Below are 16,504 nucleotides of genomic sequence, written 5' to 3'. Positions count from 1 at the left end.
GCAGGTTGCGTCCGGTCAGGGTCAACTGCAGCCGGGGGCGAGGTCGACGGCGACATGTGCGTCCAGTTCGACATAGGAAGAGACCCGCGGCAGCGGCCTGCGGCCGACATGGCGTAGCGCAAGGTCGATCGTCGCACGCGACCCCAGGTTCATTGCCGATTTGATCGACGCCTGGAATTCCGGATCATTGCCCTGCTGCTCCACCCCGGGCAGGCCCGGCAACAGCAGCGCGGTTGCGTCCGGCTTGAACCTGAAGCGCTCCTTCAGCACGTTCACTCCTGCCGACAGCTTCCACCAGGGGGTGACGCCGTAGCTGCCCCAGGCTTCGACTCCGTAGGTGCGGCCGCGGATCATATTGCCCCATTCGAGCGGCAATAGCGTGAGGAGATTGAACTCCGCGCTGCGCAGGTCGTCATAGCGGTTGTAGAATGCCGAGGCGGAGAGGGAGAGCCGCTCGCTGGGCTGCGCCCGGCCGCCCAGCTCGAAGGCGGTGAGCTTCTCGGTGGTGAAATCGGGGCCGCCGATCAGGAACAGGGTCGTCCCGATCCGCTCGCGGACATCGCGGTCGAACGGCGTAGGCGAGCGGACCGCGCGCGATGCGGCGGCCCAGACCATCGTGCTCTCGCCCAGCCGGACGGAAAGCCGCACATTGGGCAGCAGCGCGGAAGCCGCATAGGGGTAATCCTCGATCTTCAGGCCCAGGACAAGGCGCACGGCATCGCTGATCCTTATGCTGTCCTGCACGAAGGCGTTGGCCAGGCGGAGCGTCCGCTTGGCCGGTTCGAAGTCGAGCGCGAAATTGCCGACGATGTCGTAGCGGCTGACGCGCACGCCGCTGCCCACCACCAGATCGTGGCGTGTGCCGAGTGCGAAGCTGTGCTGGACGTCGAGATCATAGGTTTCGAAGCTGAAGCCGCCTCCGCCTCCGCCGCTCTTCCGTTCGGTCCGGTCATAATAGAGCTGGACCTGCAGCGCCGAATCGTCGGCGAAGCCGCGATTCCAGCGGGTGAGCAGGTTGCGCCCCTCGATATCCTCGTCCGGCGCGCCGAACTGGCTGCGGTCGCCATCGTACAGGTCGCCCTGCACGGTCAGCGAGTCCTGCGCCGATGCCTCCCAGTCGACGCGGAAGCCGCCTTGCACGCGCGACCATCCATCCTGAGCCGGAACGCCGGCCGCCGTGCGTGTCTGGTCGTCCTCATAGCCGCGCACATAGACGCGGTAGGACAGCGCCTCGCTCGCCTTGCCGCCATAGCGAAAGCCCACACTGCGTTCGTTGGATCCGCCATTCGCGCTCAGCACCGCGCCCTGGGTCGCATCCGAGGGGCGGGTGATGATGTTGATCACGCCATTGACGGCATTGGCGCCCCACAGTGTCGCCCCCGGCCCGCTGATCACCTCGATGCGGTCGACATCCTCGGACAGGATATCCTGCATGTCCCAATAGACCCCGGAATAGAGCGGGGTATAGACGCTGCGGCCGTCGATCAGCACCAGCAGCTTGTTGGCGAAATTCTGTGCCGCCGGGCTGCCGCTGAAGCCGCGCGCGGTGATGGCATATTGGCTCGCGCTGGTCTGGGCGACCTGCAGGTTGGGGGCGAGGCGAAGCATCTCGGGCAGATTGGGCGCACCGGAGCGGAGGATTTCCTCGCGGGTGATGACATAGATGGCGCTGGGGGCCTCGCTCAGCGGCTGGGCGCTCTTGGTGACCGACGTGACCTCGATCTGGGCAAGTTCCTCGATCGACATGCTGTTGAGGTCGAGCGCCATTCCGGTGCCGGTCCAGCATGAAAGCACCGCTAATATCGCCGTGCGCGTGCAGAGGCGTACGGGGACCCGCAGACGGACGATCGACGGCATATTCCCAGCCCCCCTGCCTGGATGTCCCCGAATGCGGGATGCACGGCGTTCCGTAGCGACATCAACCCACGGAAAACACGTAGTTCCCCGGGGCGGGGACGGATGAGCCGATGGCATCGCCCGGCAGCGCGGAGAGCCCCGATGCGGCCGGGTGGCGGCGCCGTCGGTGGAGCGTTGGAATCCGGATGCCCGGGAACGCTTTCGATCCCGGGCGATGCTATTGCGCCCGTGCCGTCCCTCAGCCCGGTTGACTCGGGAGACCCCCCTTCCTAAAGGGGCCTCGCCTTGGCGGGGTCGCTCGTCGGCATGACGCTACCGTCCGCGCAAGGGGAGGGTGTGCGCCATGACGGAGAACGGTCCCGGGCAGGAACCGGAAAGCGTGGGGGATCAACGTCTTACGTCGCTCGATGAGCGGTTGCGGGCGATCCAGCACGCCGAGAAGGTCAGAACGGCGAGCGCGCAGAAAAAGCCTGAAAAGGGATATTCCCAGGGCAATCGCGTGCTGACCGAACTGATCGCGGGGATTGCCGGCGGAGGTCTGCTGGGCTGGTGCTTCGATCGCTGGCTCGGGACGACGCCCTGGCTCCTTTTGGTGATGCTCTTCCTAGGGATTGGCGTCGCCTTCAGGAACATCATACGGATTTCTCAGGAGCGCCCGGAATAGCTTCCGGACGCTTTTGGCATAAGCAGGGGTAAGGCAAGCGTGGCAGCCGAATCGGGCAAGATCGATCCGATGCACCAGTTCCTGATCGAACCGTTGTTCGGTAAGGATTGGGTGATTGCAGGCCATAACATCGCTTTCACCAATTCGGCGATGTGGATGGTGGTGACGCTCGCGGCGCTGCTGATCTTCATGGTCGGCGGCATGAAGCGTGAGTTGGTTCCCGGCCGCTGGCAGGCGATGGTGGAAAGCTTCACCGGCTTCATCTCGGGCATGATGGCGACGAATATCGGGCCCGAGGGCAAGAAGTTTACGCCGTATGTCTTCTCGCTGTTCATGTTCATCCTGATCGCCAACATCCTGGGCATGATGCCTACCGGCGTGGTCGGCGTTCATCCCTTCACCGTGACGAGCCACCTGACGGTCACCGGTATCCTCGCCGTGATCAGCTTCTCGATCGTCCTGATCGTCGGTTTCTGGAGGCACGGTTTCCATTTCTTCTCGCTGTTCGTGCCGCATGGCACGCCGGTGCCGATGATCCCGATGATCTTCCTCATCGAGCTCTTTTCCTTCCTGATCCGCCCCTTCTCGCTGGGGCTGCGACTGTTCGTCGCGATGACCGCGGGGCACATTCTGATGAAGGTGCTCGCGGGCTTCGTGATCAACGGCATCAACGCCGGCGCGCTGACCGTCGCCATCGTCTCGATCCCCAGCTTCATCCTGATGATCGGCATCACCCTGCTCGAACTGCTGGTGTGCGCCATCCAGGCCTATGTGTTCGCGCTGCTGACGTCGCTGTACCTCAACGACGCGATCAACCTGCACTGAGTTTTCAACGACTATTATCAACCTGTTTAACGCTAAGGAGTTTATCATGGACGCAGAAGCCGCAAAGCTGATCGGTGCCGGTCTGGCCGCCATCGGCGTGGGCATGGCCGCGCTGGGCGTGGGCAACGTGTTCGGCTCGTTCCTCGAGTCCGCGCTGCGCAACCCGGCCGCTGCCGATGGCCAGCAGGGCCGTCTGTTCATCGGCTTCGCCGCCGCTGAGCTTCTCGGCCTGCTGGCGTTCGTCGTAGCGATGATCCTGCTGTTCGTCGCCTAACAGTTTGTTGCGGGGCCGGCCGGGATTCACCTGGCCCGGCCCCTCATGACTGCAACGACCAACAGGAAGTACCGATGCCTCAGATCGCCCAGATCGCCGCGACCTATGCCTCGCAGATCTTCTGGCTCCTGATCGTCTTTGGCCTGATCTATTTCGTGATCGGGAAGGGGATGCTGCCGAAGATTGAAGCGACCGTGGAGGCGCGCGACCAGAAGATCGCCTCCGATCTTGCCGCCGCCGAAGCCGCTCGTGCCAAGGCCGACGAGACCGAAGCGTCCTATCGGGCAAAGATCGAGGAAGCCCGCGCCGCCGCTCTGAAAGCGACGCAGGACGCCAAGGCGAAGGCGACCGCCGAAGCCGAGAAGCGCGTCAAGAAGGCCGACGCGGAACTGGCGACCAAGGCGGCCGAGGCCGACGTGGCGCTTAAGGCGGCTTCTGCCAAGGCACTCGCCGAGATCGAGAATGTGGCCGCCGAGGCTGCACAGGAGGTCGTCGCGAAGGTATCGGGGATCACCGTCGACAAGGCGGCTGCCGAAGGTGCGGTGAAAGCCGCGCTGGCCGCCTGAGGGGAGACACACCATGTCTGTGAATGCCTCCCAGAGCGTCGCCGAAAATCTGGCCGATGCCGCCGCCCTTGAGGGGATGCCCGAGAATGTCAGCGTCGGTCATGCCGCCGCGGGTACCGAGGAGCATCATGTCGACCCCGCCGCGCTGGGGATGACCGCCACCGCCTGGGTTTCGCTGGCGATGGTCGTCGTCATCCTTCTCCTGCTGTGGAAGAAGGTGCCGGCGATCATCGGGTCGTCGCTCGACAAGAAGATCGCTTCGATCCGCGCCAATCTCGACGAGGCCGCGTCGCTCCGCGCCGATGCCGAGAAAATCAAGGCCGAATATGAAGCCAAGGCCAAGGCCGCCGCGAAGGAGGCCGAGGAGATGCTGGCACATGCCCGCACCGAGGCCGACGCGATCGTGGCCCAGGCCAAGACCGACGCCGCCGCGTTGATCGAACGCCGTGGCAAGATGGCCGAGGACAAGATCGCCGCTGCCGAGCGTGGCGCGATCGCCGAGGTCCGCGCAAAGGCTGCCGCTGCCGCTACCGCCGCCGCTTCCGTGCTGATCGCGGAGCGCAACGATGCCAAGACCGACAAGGGTCTGATCGATCAGGTGATCGACGGGCTGGGCGACGTCCGGCTCTGAAGGGTCGGATATAAGCTGGGAAAGGGCCCGCCGAGCGATCGGCGGGCCTTTTTCATATCAGGCGGCGGGGACGAGCGTCATCGACAGCAGGCCGCGATAATGGCGGGCATGTTTCAGATAGCGCTTTCTCAACTCGGGAAGTTTCGCGCCGGCCGCGAGGAGATAATATCGATCGACCCGGCGGATCAGATGTTCGCGGCTCCACATCCTGCGCACTGGCTTCTCCTCTCTTCGAATATCGATGTCGAAGATGGCGGCGGGCCGGCTATCATGCCAGCGCGATGCGTCGAGGTGCCGGCAAAATGGTGTTGACCGGAGCCATGGCCTCGGCTTGCCGGGCGGCGGGCATTTACCTTTTTCTCACCCATGCCGGGTTAGGACGCCGATCATGGGTGCGATCGGCTGGATCTGGGCGTGGTTGATGCTGCTGGGCGGGGTGCGCGCGCATCTCGCGCAATCGCTGCCGCGTGAGCTGATCTGCGGGATGATCGTCTCGGGCCTGGTCGCCCTGCCGCTGTTGTGGAACCGCGAGAACGGCCTGTTCGGCGCCTGGGCGCCCTCGGCTGTGGTCCGGGGCGGCATAGCGGTCTTCGCGCTGGCCGTGGCCGGAATATCGCGGCCCGACGCAATGATCGGGCTGATCTCCGCATAGACCGGCGGAGAGCGCCGTTGCGACATTGGTTCACGAGCCCTAGATTGGGGGCCGTGAGCGACACCATTTCGAACGACCGGTTCAACGAGGAAAAGAGCGTCTACACCGTGCGCGGTTCGGATGCTCCCGATCTCGACGCTGGCATCGCCGCGATCCGCAATGTGCTCAAGACGCTGCCGGTGCGGCCGGGCGTCTACCGGATGCAGGATGCGCGCGGCGACGTGCTCTATGTCGGCAAGGCCCGCGCACTCAAGAACCGTGTGTCGAACTATACCCAGGTCGGCCGCCTGCCCAAGCGGCTCAGCCGCATGGTCGCTCAGACCCGTTCGATGACGATCGTCACCACCAACAGCGAGGCGGAGGCGCTGCTGCTCGAAGCGCAGCTGATCAAGCGGTATCGGCCACCTTACAACGTCCTGCTGCGCGACGATAAAAGCTTCCCGTTCATCCTGCTGCGCGAGGACCATGATTTCCCGCGCATCCAGAAGCATCGCGGCGCGCGACGCGCCAAGGGACAATATTTCGGCCCCTTCGCTAGCGCCGGATCGGTCACGCGCACCCTGAACGCGCTCCAGAAGCTGTTCCTGCTGCGCTCCTGCACCGACAGCTTCTTCGCCAATCGCGACCGGCCTTGTCTGCTATACCAGATCAAGCGCTGTTCGGCGCCCTGCGTCGAGCGGATCGACCCGGATGCCTATGGCGAGCTGGTCGACGACGCCAAGGCTTTCCTCACCGGCAAGTCGACCCAGGTCCAGAAGAAGCTGGGCGAGGCGATGAGCGCCGCCGCCGAGGCGATGGATTATGAGCTGGCTGCTGTCTATCGGGACCGGCTCCGCGCGCTCACCTTCATCCAGGGCAGCCAGGCGATCAATGCGGAGGGCGTCGCCGATGCCGATGTCTTCGCGCTCGATTGCAAGGCCGGCACGGTCTGCATCCAGGCCTTCTTCATCCGGGGCGGTCAGAATTGGGGCCATCGCGCCTTCTTCCCCGCCCATACCGCCGATGTGCCCGAGACAGAGGTGTTGGCGAGCTTCCTGATGCAGTTTTACGAGGAGGTGCCGCCGCCCCGTCTCGTGCTGGTCGGCGGTGAGCCGGCGGAGTGCGCGCTGCTGGCCGAGGCGCTGTCCGAACGCGCCGGCCGCAAGGTGCAGATCAAGGTTCCCCAGCGCGGCGAGCAGCGCAAACTGATGGAACAGGCGCGGCGCAACGCGCGCGAGGCGCTCGACCGGAGGCTCGCCGAATCCACCACCCAGGGGCGCATCTTCCAGGAGATGGCCGACCTGTTCGAGTTGGAGGGGCCGCCCGAACGCATCGAAGTCTATGACAACAGCCACATCATGGGCACCAACGCGATCGGCGCGATGATCGTCGCCGGTCCCGAGGGGTTCCGGAAGGGCAGCTACCGCAAGTTCAACATCAAGCGGCCCGACACCGCTCCGGGAGACGATTTCGCGATGATGCGGGAGGTGTTGGAGCGCCGGTTCGCCCGCCTCGAAAAGGAAGACCCCGAACGCCGCAGCGGCGAATGGCCCGATCTGCTGCTGATCGACGGCGGCAAGGGCCAGGTGAGCGCGGTCTGCGAGGTGCTGGAGGAAATGGGCGTCCAGGACGTGCCGATCGTCGGCATATCCAAGGGGCCCGATCGGAATGCGGGCCGGGAGCATTTCCATCTGCCGGGCGGTCGGGAGGCGATGCTCCCGCTCAACTCGCCGCTGCTCTTTCACCTCCAGCGGCTCCGCGACGAGGCGCACCGCTTCGCGATCGGCGCGCATCGTACCAAGCGGGCCGCGAACTTCACGCGAAGCCCGCTCGATGACGTTCCGGGAATCGGCCCGGCGCGCAAGAAGGCGCTGCTAATGCATTTCGGAACGGCTCGCGCGGTTCGAGCCGCGTCATTGGAGGATCTCGAACGCGCGCCCGGGGTTTCCCAGGCCATGGCGCGGGCGATCCATGATCATTTTCACGCCGCCAGTTGATCGGGCGGCGTGCGAACGGAGCTTGCGTGGCGCCGCGATAGGCGGTTGAAGCTTTCTCATGCAGGTCCGCACTCCAGCCATCATCTGCGCGATGCGCGCGCATGGCGAGCATGGCGCGATCGTGCGGGCGCTGACCCCCGACAATGGGCTGCTCGCCGGTTATGTCCGGGGCGGTCGTTCGCGGCGATTGCGGCCGGTGCTGGTGCCGGGCAACCTTGTCGAGGCCGATTTTCGCGCCAGAACCGAGGAGCAGCTTCCCGGCCTCACCGTCGAACTGACCCACAGCCGGGCCGGGCTCCTCGCCGAACCGCTGGCCGCCGCCGCCATCGACTGGCTGACCACGCTTACCGCCGTCGCGCTGGCCGAAGGGCAGCCTTATCCGCGGCTCTACGACATGCTGGATGCCGCACTTGCGGCTATCGAATATGCGCCGTCGGCCCGGGGCTGGGCGGCGGCGGCGGTGCGATACGAACTGCTGCTGCTGGCCGAACTCGGCTACGCGCTCGACCTGTCCGCCTGCACTGCCACGGGGTCCCGTTCCGATCTCGCCTTCGTCAGCCCGAAGAGCGGCGCCGCGGTCTCGCGTGGGGCAGGGGAGCCCTATGCCCGTCGGCTGCTTCCGCTCCCGCTCTTTCTGGTCGAAGCGGGCGCGGAGACGAACTGGTCCGATATCGTCGCTGGCCTGCGCCTGACCGGTCATTTCCTTGCCCGCGACATCCTCGTCGATCGCCGCGCCGACGCGCTGGACGCGCGTGAACGGATGGTCACGCGGATCGCAAGGCTGGCTTGAACATAAACGCATTGCACATCGGCGCATGGCAGGGCAGGGGGCGGCGACCAGGTTCCAGAAGGGGGAAAGCGCCCATGTTGATTGCCTTGTTGCCGGGAGACGGCATCGGTCCCGAAGTCATCGCCGAAGCGGTCCGCGTGCTCGACAAGGTGGTTGGCGACAAGCTCAGCTACGAGACCGGCGCGGTCGGCGGCGCGGCGTACAAGAGCGCCGGTCATCCGCTACCCCCCGAGACGCTCGATCTTGCGAAGCGCGCCAGGGCGATCCTGTTCGGCGCGGTGGGTGACCCCGATTGCGATCGGCTGGAGCGCCATCTGCGGCCCGAGCAGGCGATTCTCGGCCTCCGCAAGGAACTGACCCTGTTCGCCAATCTCCGCCCCGCGACCCTGTTCAAGGAACTGGCCGACGCCTCGGCGCTACGCCCCGAAGTCGCGCAGGCGATCGATATGGTGATCGTCCGCGAACTGAATGGCGACGTCTATTTCGGCGAGAAGGGCATGCGCAAGACGGCCTCGGGCCGCCGCGAGGGTTATGACGTGATGTCCTATAACGAGGACGAGGTCGCCCGCATCGCCCGGGTGGGTTTCGAGACCGCGCGGGCGCGTCGCGGCAAGCTCTGCTCGGTCGACAAGGCGAACGTGCTCGAAACCTCGCAGCTCTGGCGCGACGTCGTGATCGAACTTGCGGCCGACTATCCCGATATTGAGCTGAGCCACATGTATGTCGACAACGCCGCGATGCAGCTGGTGCGCAATCCCGGCCAGTTCGACGTGATCGTCACGGGCAATCTGTTCGGCGATATCCTGTCGGATCAGGCGTCGATGTGCGCGGGCTCGATCGGCATGCTGCCCTCGGCTTCGCTCGATTCGAACCAGAAGGGTCTGTACGAGCCGATCCACGGCTCTGCTCCCGACATTGCCGGCCAGGGCAAGGCGAATCCGCTCGCGACGATCCTGTCGGCCGGGATGATGCTTCGCTACTCGCTCGGCATGGGTGCCGAGGCCGATCGCATCGACATGGCGGTGGCCAAGGCGCTGGAGAACGGCGCCCGCACCCCGGACCTGGGCGGCAAGCTGACCACCACCCAGATGGGCGACGCGGTGCTGGCGGCGCTCTGACATTTCCGTCGCCCCGGCGGAGGCCGGGGCCGTTATCGGCTCCTGCGACGGCCGGATCGCCAGTCTCTTGCGGCCCCGGCCTCCGCCGGGGCGACGCTTGCCCTACCGCCCCATCAGCGTCCGGGCCGCTGGCAGATAGGTGCGGCCGATCCGGATCCGTTCCTCGTCGGTCAGCACCGCATGCCACACGCCCATGCCGTCATGGCTCAGGCGGGCGATGCGGTCGCGGCGGATGATCGTCGATCGGTGGAGGCGGATGAACTGCGCGGGATCGAGCCGCCGCTCAAGTTCGGTGATCGTCTGGTGAAGCAGGAAGCTGCGTGCCCCGACATGCAGCCGCATATAGTCGCGCTCGGCCTCGATGCGATCGATGTCCTGCGCTGCGATGCGGATCATCTCGGAACGGTGCGGTACCCAGAATTCCTGGGCGTATTCCGAAGCACCCTTCTCCTCGGGCGGGGCCTTGCGCCGCTCTATCACCCGCGCGACGGCGCGCGCCAGCCGGTCCTGCGCCACGGGCTTCAGCAGATAGTCGGTGGCTGACAGGTCGAACGCTGTCACCGCATATTGATCGAAGGCGGTGCAGAAGATGATCGCGGGCTTCCGGTCGAGCTTCTCGACCGCCTTGGCGACACCGATCCCGTCGAGGCCCGGCATCGCGATGTCGAGCAGCAGCATCTCGGGCTCCAGCGCTTCGATCAGGCGGAGCGCCGCCTCGCCATCGGAAGCGGTGCCGACCAGGTCGATCAGCGGTTCGCGCGCGCAGAGGATCTGGAGGCGTTCGATCGCCAGCGGCTCATCGTCGACGACCAGGGTTCTTATGGGTGAATCAGAGGCCATTCCTGATCAATGGCATGAAAAGCGTGACGCCAAAACCACCATTGGCGAGCGGCCCGTAACGGCACGCCGCCTCGTCGCCGAAGCGGGCCTTCAGCCGGTCGCTGACATTCTTCAGGCCGACGCTGGTGCCGTGCAGCTTGTCGTCGTCGCCCAGCGGGTCGCCGTCGTCCTCGACGCTCAGGACCAGGCCGTGCGAATCCTCGCGCGCGCTGATCTTCACCGTCACGGGGCGCTTGGCCCGTGATACGCCATATTTGATCGCATTCTCGACCAGCGGCTGGAGAATCAAGCAGGGCACGCACGCATTGGCCAGCGCTTGAGGCACGCTGATCTCGACGATCAGCCGCTCGGGGAAGCGTACCGCCTCGATGTCGAGGTACAGGCGCTGCAGCCTGATCTCCTCGGCCAGTACCACGTCCTCGGTTGGATCGGCGGTCAGGCTGGTGCGGAAGAAGGTCGACAGGTTGAGGATCATCTTCTCGGCCTCGTCGCGATGATCCTTCAGGATCAGCGTCGAGAGCGAGTTGAGCGTGTTGAACAGGAAATGCGGGTTGACCTGATAGCGCAGCGCCCGGAGCTCGGCATCGCGCGCGGCGGCACGATAGCCGGCGGCCTCGCGCTCGGCGGCGCGAACCGCCGCGGCATAGGTCAGCGCCAGGAACAGCGCGCCCCAGGCGGCGAAGAAGAAATAGCCGTTCAGCGCCTGGTCGGCGATCTGGCCGGCGATGCTGAGGTCCTTCTCCCTGTGCGGGTCGGGCGCCTGACCCACCTGGATCATCACCGTGCCCGGGGTAGGATCGGCGATCACCGGATTGGGGATCACGATCTTGGAGGGGTCGATCTTGATCTGCACCGATTTGGGCGCAGGCGCCGCAGGCGCCGGAGTGGCCGGCGCGGCAGGCGGGGAAGGCGGCATGGGCCGGAGCGTCGCGCCGGCATTCGCACCGGCTCCTGTCCCGGCCCCGCTGGCGATGTGGGGCATTACCGGCGGAGCCGGCGGTTTGGGCGGAGCGGGAATGCTCGAAAGGATGCCGTCGATGTCGATGTCGACGCCGTGGCGCTTGGCCTCCTCGGCCGCCTGCCGGGCCTCCCGCAAATTCTCGCGATAGGTTGCGAAGGCCTCGCGATACGCATCGCGCTGGGCGGACCAGGCCTCCCTCTGGGCATCAAAGCTTTCCCGCAACGCCTCGCGCCGGGCCGCTTCGGCCTCGCGCAGCGCTTCCCGCCGCGCGGCGTCGACCTCCCGGCTGATCGCGCTGCCGGTCTTGCTCTGCTCCTGCTCGGCCGCCTTGCGGACGCGCTGGATCTCGGCGTTCTTCTTTTCGATCTCGCGCTGCGCAGCTGCGGCGGCGCGCTGAGCCTCCGCCTTGGCATCGGCGGCGGCCTTGGCCTGGGCGGTGGCCTCGCGGATCGCATCGCGGGCGGCGGCGATGGCTTCGCGCGCCTGCTCGCGCGCCTCGGCAACATTCTGGTCGGTGGGCCAGTATTTGCGTTCCTCAGCCGCCCGCGCCTTCTCGATCGCGATCTGCTTGTCGACCTGGCGGAAGGCCATCCAGTTCATCGAACTGTAGGCCACGGCCGCCGGAATGGCGAGCAGGGCCACGGCGGTGACGTTCACCGCAAGCGACTTGCCCGACAGGGGGCGCATCGCGAGGTAGACGATATAGGTCGCCACCATCGATCCGATCGTCACGAAGGATCGCGCGGCCAGCATCTCGGCCTGGTGTCCCCAGTCGATCGTGAACGACCGCACCGTCGCCACCGTGAAATAGACGAGCCAGAAACACAGGATCGACAGCAGCGCCACCCGCGGGCTCACGGCAACACCGCGCGGGCCATCATTGTTCAATGTCATGGCCTTTATATATATTCACTGGTGTAAGTACGCTCCTGTCAGGCTGTGGCGTTGGTCGAACAGCCCATGTCGTTCATCGAAGATTCAGCTTCTAGCCTCCGCTTCGTGCCCGGAACAGCCCGCTGGCCCATTCGTTGAATCCCTCCAGAACATTGGCAGAGGATGAACGCCATGACCATCGACGCGCCGAACAAGGAGGATCGTGGTACGCCGCACATCCGGACGGCGCACGACGCGAGCGACGACAAGAAGCTCGCCCGCAATCCCAGCGACGAGGACGCCAAGCTTGACGTGGCCCTTGATGAAACCTTCCCCACTTCCGATGCGCCGTCCAACACGCAGCCGGGCAAGGGCAAGGATCCCGCTCCCTCCTCAGGCTATGACGAAGCCGCTGAGAAAGCCCGGATGCAGGGCAAGGAATAAGACTTTAGGCTTATGGCATCGCGTCTGGCCACGCACCGGCCTCTGTTGCGCCCGCGCAAGCCCTGCCGGAAGTTTATCCACAGAATATTGCGGTTTGCGGAACCCTGCGAAGCTTTGCTTGTTGCAATGCAGCAAGAAACATGATTCGATCCTGAACAGAGGCCTTACGAGGGCTTAAGCGTCCGTAAACCATGATGGACGCATGATGCCATCCTAGGCTTCCAGTTAGGGGGTTTTGGTATGGGCACGCATATGAGACCTGCAGACGGCGCTATGACGCTGGCGGAAATGAAGGAGTTTGCCAGCTTCCCCGCCTCCACCCAGCGTTATATTCGCCGTTCACTCGATATCGGGCTGAGCCGAGAGGATGCGCTGGCGCGCTGGTCACGCGATGTCATCGAATCTGCCAGCATCATGGCGCAGGCGCGGGTCTACACCCGGCTCGATCACATCCGGGAGCTCGTGCCCGATGATAGCGGCCTTGATGCCATTGAACCTTTCCTGTCGCCGCTGATCACCATTTCCGCTTTCGATCTTGGGCAGGATCGGCTCGCCAGCTTCGGTGCCTATCGCTTTCTCTATGAACGGCTGATCGGGGCCAATGTGCGGCCTTGGCTGCCGGGCGCCTTCTGCGCGGCGGCGGCTCTGCCGCATCTTCATCCCGAGAAGCGGCGTGTTCTGCTCCAGTCGATCAGCGAGGCTGCGGCGACCGCGCCGGGCTGGTCGAACCGGGAGCCGGTTTTCTATCCGGAATGGGTCGACAAGGTGGAAGCCCGTCTGCCCAACTGAGCATCGGGCGGGCGCCATTGCGGCGACCCGCCTTATTTTTCCCTCCTCTTGCGGAACGAGTCTCCCGCCCTAGCTTTGTGCCTCAGCTAGCGGGAGATTCGAGTTGGCGGTCACGGCCCTTACCACGCACCGAGTAGAAAAGCCGTGGGGCCGTCACGATCTTGCCCCGCTGTTTGCCGATCAGCCGGCGGACCGTCCGGCCATCGGCGAGATCTGGTATGAAGATCCGTCCGGCAAGCCGCGCGAACTGCTCGTCAAATATCTCTTCACCAGCGAGCGCCTGTCCGTTCAGGTCCATCCTGACGACACTGCCGCCCGATCGCGCGGTTTCCCGCGCGGCAAGGACGAGGCGTGGATCATCCTTTCCGCGGAGGCCGATTCCACCATCGCACTCGGTCTCCACGAGAAGATGGAAGCCGAGGCTGTGCGCGCCGGGGCGCTGGACGGCTCGATCGAGTCGATGCTGCACTGGAAGCCGGTCGTCGCCGGCGAGGTGATCTATTCGCCGGCCGGCACCATCCACGCGATCGGCAAGGGGCTGCGGGTGGTGGAGGTGCAGCAGAACCTCGATCTCACCTATCGCTTCTACGATTATGGATCGGATCGCGAGCTGCATCTGGACGAGGCGATGGAGGTTTCCGATTTCGGACCCTTCGCCGGCAATCCGGCGCCGCGTGACATGGCGCCGGGTCGCACCATCCTCGCCGAGCGGCAGAAATTCGTCCTCGAACGCTGGACGATGGCGGGCAGCTTCATGATCGGCACCGGCAGCGCCACGGTCTGGGTGCTGCCGGTGGAGGGCAGCGCGGCGATCGATGGTCGCGCCGTCGAACTGGGGGATGCGTTGATCGTGGAGGGTGCTGCCTCGATCGATATCGCTCCGGGCAGCACCATCTATGTTGCTTATCCGGGCGTGCGGGTTCTCGAAGGCCTTGTCGGATCGGAATCCCGATCGACCTCTGCAAGTGGCTGAGCGGTGACCGGATAGCCCAGGTCATCCGGGATGACGAGCCAGCGCTGCCCGTCCCGTTCTTCATGCCAGGGCGTTATGGTGACGATCGGATAGCGCCCGGCGAAGGCCACCGCGTCGGGGAAATCGCTGATCTGGCTCAGTCGCTCCAGATGGCGCACCGTGGGGAAGATCAGCCCGCCGGCTATAAGATGCTCCTCGGCGCTGGCCCAGACGCAATGGTGGCTCTCGGTCCCGTCCGCGACGGCCTCGCCGATCTCGGGCGCGCGGGCGATGTAGAAACGGGTGTCGAAGCGCCGGGACAGTTCATGGTCTGGGCGCCAGCGCGAATAGGGGTGGATGCCGTGCGGGTCGATCCGCAGGCCCTCCCGGGCCAGGATCGCGCTGAACGGTTCTCCGCCGTGCAGCGCGGCGCGGATCGCGGCGATCGGCTCGGGTGCGGTGATCCCCTCTATGCCCGGCGCCAGCCCGATTTCCTCGATCGTCTCGCGGATCGCGGTGATGCGGTGGGCAAGGTCTTCCGGATCGATCTCGGGTCCCGCGACCAGCAATTCGCTGCGGACCGCGATGATGCGGTCGTCCTCGTCGACCCGGCCGCCGGGAAACACCATGCGGTTCGCGGCGAAGGCGAGGTGGGAGCCGCGCTCGACCATCGGCAGCTCGGGCGGCAGGCCTGGGCGGTCGCGCAACAGGATCAGGGTGGCGGCGGGAATCGCAGGATACATATCGGCCTATCAGGCGTGTCCGGCGAGGATCGTCAAGGGCCAGCGGATCCTGCGCAGCGTCTCCGGATCTCCCCACGCCTTCGCCAGATCGGCGGATACCGCCTCCAGCGGCGCCCGCCCGATGTGCCGCTCCATAGCCCGTACGGCCGACCAGGTATCGAGATAGCCGATCAAGGCTGCGAGCGGCCATTGCGCCTCCACGAAGAATGGCGGCGCTGCGATCGGCTCGAATGGCAGACTGATGTCGCGATAATGGTTTTCGACCAGCGCGCGTTCCGGCGGCCAGTAGTCGCCGAGCGTCACCAGCCGGAAATCATCGACGATCCGCTCGATCTCGCCGGCGGGCTCCATGCCCGCATAGCTGATCAGCGCGATGACTCCCACCGGGTTTAAGCGTTCGCCGCGCTTCGGCGAAGAAGGCGCGCAGGTCGAACCAGTGCGCTGCCTGCGCGGCGGTCAGCAGATCGGCCGCGCCATCGGGCAGATCGCTCCGCTCGGCCGGGGCGACGCGATAGTCGATCCTGGGATGCTGCACGGCATTCGCTATTTGCTGCGCGCTGGGATCGGTCGCCACGACCCGGTCGAAATGCGCCGTGAGTTGCAGCGTCAACTGCCCCGAGCCGCAGCCGACGTCGAGCGCAAGCCCGCGATCCGCCGTGGTCGACGCCAGCCATGCGGTCAGTTCGGGTGGGTAGGTGGGCCGATAGGCGGCATAGGCCGCAGCATGGGACGAGAAATGATCCTTGAAGCTCACCGGATCGCGGTGAGGAAATAGTCGAGCGCCATATTGTCGCTCAGGTGGAAGCCCACCGCCGGCGAGAAGCTCAGCCCCTTGCGCTCTATCACGCGCAGCCCCGCCGCCTCGATATGGCCGGCCAGTTCGTCGGGCGTCAGGAACTTCTGCCAGTCATGCGTTCCCTTTGGCACCATGCCCAGCCCTTCGCCCAAGGTGATCATCGCCAGTTTCGACAGCGGCGTGCGGTTCGGCGTCGACAGGATCATGATCCCGCCGGGTGCGAGCAGCCGCGCAAGCGTCGTCACGAAACTGGCCGGATCGGCGACATGCTCGATGACCTCCATCGACGTCACGAGGTCGAACGTCTCGCCGGTCAGTGCCTCGGCCCCGCCGGCGCGATACCCGATCGACAGGCCCTGCTTCTCGGCATGGAGCCGCGCCACCGCGATGTTCTCGGGCGCGGCGTCGATGCCCGTCACCGCCGCGCCCATCCGGGCCAGCGGTTCGGCGAGCAGCCCCGCGCCGCAGCCGACGTCGACCGCGCGCCGGCCCGCCAGCGGCTTCAGCGACTCCGGATCGGTTCCCCAATGCGCGTCGATCGTCGCGCGGATATGCCGCAGCCGCGGCGGATTGAGCTTGTGCAGCATCGCGGAGGAGCCCTTCGGATCCCACCATTCCGCCGCCAATCGGCCGAAATGCGCCGCTTCCTCAGCAACGACCGAGCCATTTTTCTGTGCGCTTGCGTTCATAGCGGCCCCTCTCTATCAGGGCCGCGCCCTTGAACCCAAGGGCTTTTCCGGCCTTTTCGGCCCC

At 65.6% G+C, this 16,504-nt stretch carries 20 protein-coding genes; 12 read left to right on the top strand and 8 right to left on the bottom strand.

Annotated elements, in window-relative coordinates; genetic code table 11:
- Positions 1-21: 21 nt before the first annotated feature.
- Positions 22-1,857 (bottom strand): TOL_0244 family TonB-dependent receptor, encoded by a 1,836-nt coding sequence (locus CMV14_RS17785; protein WP_192876294.1) that lies wholly within the window; start codon positions 1,855-1,857, stop codon positions 22-24.
- A 343-nt stretch (positions 1,858-2,200) separates the two neighbouring features.
- Between CMV14_RS17785 and CMV14_RS17780 the strand changes: the two genes are divergently transcribed.
- The 5 genes from CMV14_RS17780 to CMV14_RS17760 all read left to right on the top strand — a co-directional run bounded on the left by CMV14_RS17780 (position 2,201) and on the right by CMV14_RS17760 (position 4,817).
- Complete coding sequence (locus CMV14_RS17780) at positions 2,201-2,521, top strand: AtpZ/AtpI family protein (protein ID WP_066969861.1); 321 nt, start codon at positions 2,201-2,203, stop codon at positions 2,519-2,521.
- 39 nt (positions 2,522-2,560) lie between these two features.
- Positions 2,561-3,346 (top strand): F0F1 ATP synthase subunit A, encoded by a 786-nt coding sequence (locus tag CMV14_RS17775; protein WP_066969863.1) that lies wholly within the window; start codon positions 2,561-2,563, stop codon positions 3,344-3,346.
- 46 nt (positions 3,347-3,392) lie between these two features.
- Positions 3,393-3,620, top strand: coding sequence for a F0F1 ATP synthase subunit C (locus CMV14_RS17770; protein WP_012050658.1), 228 nt, complete (start codon positions 3,393-3,395; stop codon positions 3,618-3,620).
- Positions 3,621-3,694: 74 nt separating this feature from the next.
- The gene (locus CMV14_RS17765) at positions 3,695-4,186 is read left to right on the top strand and encodes a F0F1 ATP synthase subunit B family protein (protein ID WP_066969865.1); all 492 of its coding nucleotides are present in this window, start codon (positions 3,695-3,697) and stop codon (positions 4,184-4,186) included.
- Between the two features lie 13 nt (positions 4,187-4,199).
- Positions 4,200-4,817, top strand: coding sequence for a F0F1 ATP synthase subunit B family protein (locus CMV14_RS17760; RefSeq protein WP_066969867.1), 618 nt, complete (start codon positions 4,200-4,202; stop codon positions 4,815-4,817).
- Between the two features lie 57 nt (positions 4,818-4,874).
- Here the strand turns inward: CMV14_RS17760 and CMV14_RS26865 are convergent, their stop codons facing one another.
- Positions 4,875-5,033 carry a hypothetical protein gene (locus CMV14_RS26865; protein ID WP_176488990.1) on the bottom strand — a complete coding sequence of 53 codons (159 nt, stop codon included), beginning with the start codon at positions 5,031-5,033 and terminating at the stop codon, positions 4,875-4,877.
- Positions 5,034-5,205: 172 nt separating this feature from the next.
- On the opposite strand from CMV14_RS26865, the gene CMV14_RS17755 reads away from it, so the two are divergent.
- The 4 genes from CMV14_RS17755 (at position 5,206) to leuB (ending at position 9,353) form a co-directional block, all read left to right on the top strand.
- Positions 5,206-5,469, top strand: coding sequence for a hypothetical protein (locus CMV14_RS17755; RefSeq protein ID WP_066969869.1), 264 nt, complete (start codon positions 5,206-5,208; stop codon positions 5,467-5,469).
- A 53-nt stretch (positions 5,470-5,522) separates the two neighbouring features.
- Positions 5,523-7,445, top strand: a complete 1,923-nt coding sequence (gene uvrC, locus CMV14_RS17750; protein ID WP_066969871.1) for an excinuclease ABC subunit UvrC — start codon at positions 5,523-5,525, stop codon at positions 7,443-7,445.
- Positions 7,446-7,503: 58 nt separating this feature from the next.
- Positions 7,504-8,235 carry a DNA repair protein RecO gene (gene recO, locus CMV14_RS17745; RefSeq protein ID WP_066969873.1) on the top strand — a complete coding sequence of 244 codons (732 nt, stop codon included), beginning with the start codon at positions 7,504-7,506 and terminating at the stop codon, positions 8,233-8,235.
- Between the two features lie 74 nt (positions 8,236-8,309).
- Positions 8,310-9,353 carry a 3-isopropylmalate dehydrogenase gene (gene leuB / locus CMV14_RS17740; RefSeq protein ID WP_096367781.1) on the top strand — a complete coding sequence of 348 codons (1,044 nt, stop codon included), beginning with the start codon at positions 8,310-8,312 and terminating at the stop codon, positions 9,351-9,353.
- A gap of 102 nt (positions 9,354-9,455) precedes the next feature.
- Here leuB and CMV14_RS17735 read toward each other — a convergent pair whose 3' ends face one another.
- A complete protein-coding gene (locus tag CMV14_RS17735; protein WP_066962401.1) occupies positions 9,456-10,193 on the bottom strand; it encodes a LytR/AlgR family response regulator transcription factor in 738 nt (245 codons plus the stop codon).
- Entirely contained in the window at positions 10,183-11,238 is a 1,056-nt protein-coding gene (locus tag CMV14_RS17730; RefSeq protein WP_408014387.1) for a sensor histidine kinase, read from the bottom strand. Before CMV14_RS17730 ends, CMV14_RS17735 begins: the two co-directional genes overlap by 11 nt.
- 981 nt (positions 11,239-12,219) lie before the next feature.
- Here CMV14_RS17730 and CMV14_RS17725 point away from each other — a divergent pair.
- The 3 genes from CMV14_RS17725 to CMV14_RS17715 all read left to right on the top strand — a co-directional run bounded on the left by CMV14_RS17725 (position 12,220) and on the right by CMV14_RS17715 (position 14,233).
- Complete coding sequence (locus CMV14_RS17725; protein ID WP_066962448.1) at positions 12,220-12,471, top strand: hypothetical protein; 252 nt, start codon at positions 12,220-12,222, stop codon at positions 12,469-12,471.
- Positions 12,472-12,711: 240 nt separating this feature from the next.
- Positions 12,712-13,260, top strand: a complete 549-nt coding sequence (locus tag CMV14_RS17720) for a hypothetical protein (protein WP_066962395.1) — start codon at positions 12,712-12,714, stop codon at positions 13,258-13,260.
- 103 nt (positions 13,261-13,363) lie between these two features.
- On the top strand, positions 13,364-14,233 hold the full coding sequence (locus CMV14_RS17715; protein WP_066962392.1) for a class I mannose-6-phosphate isomerase: 870 nt from the start codon (positions 13,364-13,366) through the stop codon (positions 14,231-14,233).
- Here the strand turns inward: CMV14_RS17715 and CMV14_RS17710 are convergent.
- From CMV14_RS17710 to ubiG, 4 genes are read right to left on the bottom strand one after another with little or no spacing between them, the layout of a single operon-like run.
- A complete protein-coding gene (locus CMV14_RS17710) occupies positions 14,164-14,955 on the bottom strand; it encodes an NUDIX hydrolase (RefSeq protein ID WP_066962389.1) in 792 nt (263 codons plus the stop codon). The two genes, CMV14_RS17715 and CMV14_RS17710, sit on opposite strands and share 70 nt — an antisense overlap.
- 9 nt (positions 14,956-14,964) lie before the next feature.
- Positions 14,965-15,258, bottom strand: a complete 294-nt coding sequence (locus CMV14_RS27215) for a hypothetical protein (RefSeq protein WP_238147080.1) — start codon at positions 15,256-15,258, stop codon at positions 14,965-14,967.
- A gap of 10 nt (positions 15,259-15,268) precedes the next feature.
- Positions 15,269-15,709, bottom strand: coding sequence for a class I SAM-dependent methyltransferase (locus CMV14_RS27210; RefSeq protein WP_238147079.1), 441 nt, complete (start codon positions 15,707-15,709; stop codon positions 15,269-15,271).
- A complete protein-coding gene (gene ubiG, locus CMV14_RS17700) occupies positions 15,706-16,440 on the bottom strand; it encodes a bifunctional 2-polyprenyl-6-hydroxyphenol methylase/3-demethylubiquinol 3-O-methyltransferase UbiG (RefSeq protein ID WP_066962386.1) in 735 nt (244 codons plus the stop codon). Before ubiG ends, CMV14_RS27210 begins: the two co-directional genes overlap by 4 nt.
- Between the last annotated feature and the right edge of the window lie 64 nt (positions 16,441-16,504).

Origin of the sequence: Rhizorhabdus dicambivorans (assembly GCF_002355275.1) — a bacterium.
Taxonomy (GTDB): domain Bacteria; phylum Pseudomonadota; class Alphaproteobacteria; order Sphingomonadales; family Sphingomonadaceae; genus Rhizorhabdus; species Rhizorhabdus dicambivorans.
This window is presented reverse-complemented; position numbering and strand designations above follow the sequence as displayed.